General features: G+C 67.7%; 4 protein-coding genes and 1 pseudogene. 2 read left to right on the top strand and 3 right to left on the bottom strand.

Annotation, left to right across the window (positions count from 1 at the left end):
• The coding region (locus tag AC5LSR_RS20420) for a serine/threonine-protein kinase (protein WP_493468841.1) at window positions 1–1,086 on the bottom strand (1,086 nt) is incomplete at its 3' end.
• Window positions 1,087–2,224: 1,138 nt separating this feature from the next.
• Here AC5LSR_RS20420 and hpnH point away from each other — a divergent pair.
• Window positions 2,225–3,229, top strand: a complete 1,005-nt coding sequence (gene hpnH, locus AC5LSR_RS20415) for an adenosyl-hopene transferase HpnH (protein ID WP_250285685.1) — start codon at window positions 2,225–2,227, stop codon at window positions 3,227–3,229.
• A gap of 251 nt (window positions 3,230–3,480) precedes the next feature.
• Here hpnH and AC5LSR_RS20410 read toward each other — a convergent pair whose 3' ends face one another.
• Window positions 3,481–4,131 carry a TetR/AcrR family transcriptional regulator gene (locus AC5LSR_RS20410; protein WP_250285684.1) on the bottom strand — a complete coding sequence of 217 codons (651 nt, stop codon included), beginning with the start codon at window positions 4,129–4,131 and terminating at the stop codon, window positions 3,481–3,483.
• Between the two features lie 296 nt (window positions 4,132–4,427).
• Between AC5LSR_RS20410 and AC5LSR_RS20405 the strand changes: the two genes are divergently transcribed.
• Window positions 4,428–4,985: a PaaI family thioesterase gene (locus AC5LSR_RS20405; protein ID WP_250285683.1), complete on the top strand. Its 558-nt coding sequence runs from the start codon at window positions 4,428–4,430 to the stop codon at window positions 4,983–4,985.
• A gap of 10 nt (window positions 4,986–4,995) precedes the next feature.
• On the opposite strand, the pseudogene AC5LSR_RS20400 reads toward AC5LSR_RS20405, so the two are convergent.
• Window positions 4,996–5,187 (bottom strand): annotated as a pseudogene (locus tag AC5LSR_RS20400) (urease accessory protein UreD); the annotation flags it as partial.

The raw sequence follows: 5,187 nt of genomic DNA, 5'->3' as shown, positions 1-5,187 counted from the left end.
CTCGGCATGTGCCCGCCGTGGCGCCGCCTCCCGCCACGGGGTGGGCTGCGCCGCGTCGGTGGCCGGCAGTTCGATGCCGATCGTGTCGAGCTCGTGGACGGTGTGCTCGTAGTCACCGGGATACGGCCGGTCGATCGGCGCGCAGGACATGGTCGGGGCCTCGTAGAAGGCTCGCGCGGCCGGCCAGGCGTTGGTCGTCGGCGCGACGCTCGTGGCCGGCCAGTCGTTCGGGACCAGCAGCGGGCCCGGCCGTGCGGCGCGCAGCAGAGCCTGTAGCTGCCGGCGGATCCGCTCCGCCGGCGGGCGGGCGGACGGTTCCTTGGCCAGGATCGGGCTGAGCACCGAGTAGGCCCGGGTGGCCCGCGTCGGTACGGTCGGGGCCTCGTAGACCACGGCGTGCATGGTGGCGAAGGTGGTATCCCGCCCGAACGGGGAGATGCCCTCCGCAGCGTGCAGCAGGGTCGTCGCCAACGAGAACAGGTCGCTGGCGGGCCCGCCGTCCTCACCGCGGATGCGTTCGGGAGCCATGTAGGCGGGGGTGCCGACCAGGCCGCCGGCGGCGGTGATCCGATGATCGGTCTCGTAGACGGCGATCCCGAAATCCGTGAGCCGCACGGTCCCGTCAGCGGTGATCAGAACGTTCGACGGCTTGACGTCCCGGTGCAGAACGCCTTTGCGGTGACCGTGCGCCAGCGCGTCCAGCAGGGCGATGCCTATCCGGGCCACTTCCCGCTCGTCCAGCGCGCCGTCGCGTGTGATCATTGTTGCCAGTGAACATCCGGATACCAGGTCCATGACGATCCACCGCGTGTCGTTGTCCTCGACCAGGTCGTGAACGGTGACCACATGGGGATGGACGCCGAGCCGGGCGGCATTACGCGCTTCGCGGCGGGCACGCTCGATCAGCATCTCGCGGTCACGGGCCGGGAGATGGTCAGGAATACGGATCTCTTTCAGCGCGCGTTCGACATTGCTGTCGGTGTCGAACGCGCGCCAGACCGTCCCCATCCCGCCCGAGCCGAGCCGCTCGACGAGCTGGAACCGCTCGCCGACCAGGTGCGTGACCAAGTGCCCGCCTGGTGTCATACGCCCGCCTTCGCGCTCGCCGCGCAACACGTGCTCAACCCCATGTGGCCTCCGTGCCGATGTCCTGTTGCTTTCCGCTGATATTAGGCGTCGGGACCGCTGCCCTTTGGCTGACGGCTTCGCCGGCCCGCCGGTGGGGCCCACGCAACTTCCGCCGGGTTCCACCAGGAATTATGATGGGCCGGCGACGCGGGCCATCCGTCACCGATTTGGGGAAGTACGGGTTCCATGGCGATGGTATGCGTTCCATCCCGGGGAATTCTGTGACTGAGATAACCTCTCGTCCGGCGTTCGGGTGGCTGCCCGGCCGGGATCCGGCGGGCATGCGGCCCGCTCGGCAGGCGGGCCGGGGCTGCTCCCGGCCGTGCGGCCCGTCGGCTAAACCGCCGTCCTGGTCAAATCGTTGTCCTAATAAACCGAAAAGGAGTGGGACGTGTTGCGGACGCAACTGATCCACTTCTGATGGTTTCCGAAGTTGATGGTTTCCGGGGCTGTCATGTTCCGTGGGTGACCATACTCACGCCGTCGTGTCCGGTGGTGTCCGTGTTCTCCGGAGTGTCCATGTTCACAGTGCCACGTTGTTCACAGCGCCACGTTGTTCACGGGGCAGCGTTGTTCACGGGGCGGCGTTGTTCACAGGGGCGTATGCGCGATGCCGCGTTCGTGGTGACCGTGCTCACATTTCGCGCAGGTGGCCATGCTCACGTCCGGGTGCTCACGTCCGGATGCTCATATCCGGGTGCGCGGCGGGTCCCGGGACCCGCCGCGTCGCGGCCGCGGGACCGTGCCGATGAGGCCTTCGGGCCCTCCGGGCATGGTCGCCGCCGCCGGTGGCCAGCGCCGGCCGGCGGGCTGTCAGGTCCGCCGCGGGAGTGCCCTCCGGCCCGGCCGGGCGCGCCCCGAGTGTTGTCGGACGCGTGACAGGTGATCTGTCCGGTTGCCGACGTGGCCGCATGACAATCCCGCTGACCTGTGGCGACGGATGCCGTTGCCACAGGGGCCACCCGGCCCGCCCCGGGCGGACAGTGGCCGATCCGACGTCCACGACGGACATACAAGCTGTACGTACACCCTGTATGTTCTTGTGGTGGAGCGGCCGTACGGCCGTACGACGTCGACGCCGAAGGACGGTATTGCCGTGGCGGTGGAGTGGCGCTACTCGTTGCGGATCGGGATGTACCTGGCCAAGCAGAAAGTGCTGCGGCGCAAGCACTTCCCGCTTGTTCTCGAACTTGAGCCCCTGTTCGCGTGCAATCTGTCGTGCACCGGTTGCGGAAAGATCCAGCACCCGGCCTCCGTGCTCAAGCAGCGGATGAGCGTCGAGGACGCCATGGCCGCCGTGGAGGAGTGCGGCGCGCCGGTGGTCGCGATCGCCGGCGGTGAGCCGCTGATGCACCCGCAGCTCGACGAGATCGTTCGTCAGCTCATTGCCCGCAAGAAGTTTGTCCTGCTGTGCACCAACGGGCTGTTGCTCCGTAAGAAGATGGCGAAGTTCACACCGTCGCCGTATTTCACCTTCATCGTCCACATCGACGGGCTGCGGGAGCGGCACGACGCGGTGGTGGAGAAGAACGGTACCTTCGACGAGGCGATCGCCGCGATCGCGGAGGCCAAGGCCGCGGGCTTCCGGGTGGGCACCAACTCCACCTTCTTCAACAACGACAGCCCGCAGGACGTCATCGACGTGCTGGCCTACCTCAACGACGAGGTGAAGGTCGACCAGATCCAGCTCTCGCCCGCCTACGCCTACGAGAAGGCACCCGACCAGGAGCACTTCCTCGGGGTCACGCAGACCCGCGAGCTGTTCTCCAAGGTCTTCGCCGACGGCCGGCGTGCCAAGTGGCGGCTGAACCACTCGCCGGTGTTCCTGGACTTCCTGGAGGGCAAGCGCGATCTCTCCTGCACCGCGTGGGGCATCCCGAGCTACTCGCTCTTCGGCTGGCAGAAGCCCTGCTACCTGATGAGCGACGGCTACGTCTCCTCCTACAAGGAGCTGGTCGAGACCACCGACTGGGACGCCTACGGCCGGGGCAAGGACCCGCGCTGCGCGAACTGCATGGCGCACTGCGGCTACGAGACCTCCGCGGTGCTCGCCACCACGTCCTCGCTGAAGGAGTCCCTGCGCGCCATGCGCAGCGTCTGAGACCGGCAGCGGTGTCCGGCCGGTGTGGTCGGTAGTCGTCCACCGATGGGTGGTCGCCCATCGGTGGACGACTACCCATCGGCGAACAACCGTTGCCCTGAATGTAGTTTTTTATATCCGGACATGTTTTTCAGGCAGGGGCCGGCCGCGTCGATCGTGGCCGGCCCCTGCCGTGCGTGGGTCATTCGGCGGCCGGTGCGAGAACGGCGGTGCGTGGCCCCTGAAGATGGCCCGCGGCTCGTGGGGACGGCCTACGAAACGGCGTCCTTCGCCACCAGGCCGTTCTTCGCCTCCAGACCGACCAGCAGGCGGTCCAGCACCTCGCCCGCCTCCTGGCGCGCCTGGCGCGCCCGCGCCGGGTCACCGGCCCGGCCGATCAACAGGCTTGCCTCGGACAGGACGGCCGCCAGCACCCGGGTGAGAGGCATGACGGGCAGCGGGTCGATCCGCCCCTCCTCGATGGCCCGGGCCAGCCATTCGGCGAGCAGCCGGTAGCCGTAACGCTCGACCAGGACGTCCCACGCGTCATGCCCGAGCACGGCCGGGCCGTCGACCAGAACGATGCGCTGGAAGTCGCTGTCGGTGCAGATGTCCAGGAAGGACTGGAACCCGGCGCGTAGCTGTTCCCAGGCGTCCGTGTCCGACTCGTCCGTGGCCCGCCTGAGTTCGGTGGTCACGAGCTGTTCGGCGACCTCGAGCGCGACCTGCTCCATGACAGCGCCGAAAAGGTCCGCTTTGTCGCGAAAATGATGATAAAGAGCACCGCGGGTCACCTGCGCATCGGCCACGATCTCCTCGGTGCCGGTGGCGGCGTAGCCCTGGGTGCCGAACCGCAGCCGGGCGGCGGCCAGGAGAGCCTGGCGGGTGGCGGCTGGATGCTCGCTCCCGCTGGCTCTGGTCATTCGTCGATTATGTTGCACTCAGTCCTCTAATGAGTGAGTCAAGCCGTAGGAATATTTGTCACTGCGTCGGAGCCTGTCAAATACTTTTAATAATATAACGCTATCCACCGGTCACGCCATCGCCAGGCTACGGCCGCTCTCCTTCGGGATGCGCCCACGCTCGCACATGTGCCGGATCCGCGCGACCGCTGCGCAATCACGGCCGCCCACATCGACCGGCATCCATCTGGCCGGCGTCCACCGGATGCGGCATCCATCGGGCCGACATCCATCGGATACGCTCTACTCTCGGCATCATGACGACAATCGAGCCGCCTGCAACGGCCTCGGCCTGGGGCGAGCCACGCAGCAAGACCGTCACCTGGCATGATCCACTGCCTACCGCCGCGGTGGGGCGGACGATGAGCGGCCTGGACTTTCTCCTGGCGATCCGGGACGGCCGGGTGCCGCCCCCGCCGATCACCGCTCACTTCGACTTCGGGATAGACGAGGTCACCGAAGGCGACGTCGTCTTCCGATGCCTTCCGGACGAGTCCGCCTACAATCCTCTCGGCACGGTTCACGGCGGCCTAGTCTGCACCCTGCTGGACACGGTCACCGGATGTTCCGTGCACACGACGCTGCCGGCCGGCTCCGGGTACACATCCATCGAAATCAAGGTCAACTATCTTCGCCCGGTACGGGTGGTCAGCGGTCGTCCCGCCGAACTGACCGCGCACGGCTGGGTCACTAAGCCCGGCCGCCGGGTCGCGTTCGCCGAGGGGGATGTCCGCGACGCCGCCGGCAAGGTGGTCGCGACCGCCAGCAGCACCTTTCTGGTCTTTCCGCTGGAGAGCGCCACCTCGGGCACGTAGCGCGGACCGTTCACGCGGTCTCGCCCGTTCGCGAAGGTACGGCTGTCCGCGCGGATACGGCTGTCGCCCCGGCCTCCAGGGAGCGCCGGAGAGTGACCGCGTCGGAGGCCAGCGCGCTGACGAGAACACCTGGCCCGGCCAGGGGGAGCGCGGCGAACGTCCCGCCGTCGGTGCTGATGTCGGCACCGACGGCGTCTCCGCC

This window comes from Protofrankia sp. CiP1_Cm_nod4 (genome assembly GCF_982290645.1).
This window is presented reverse-complemented; position numbering and strand designations above follow the sequence as displayed.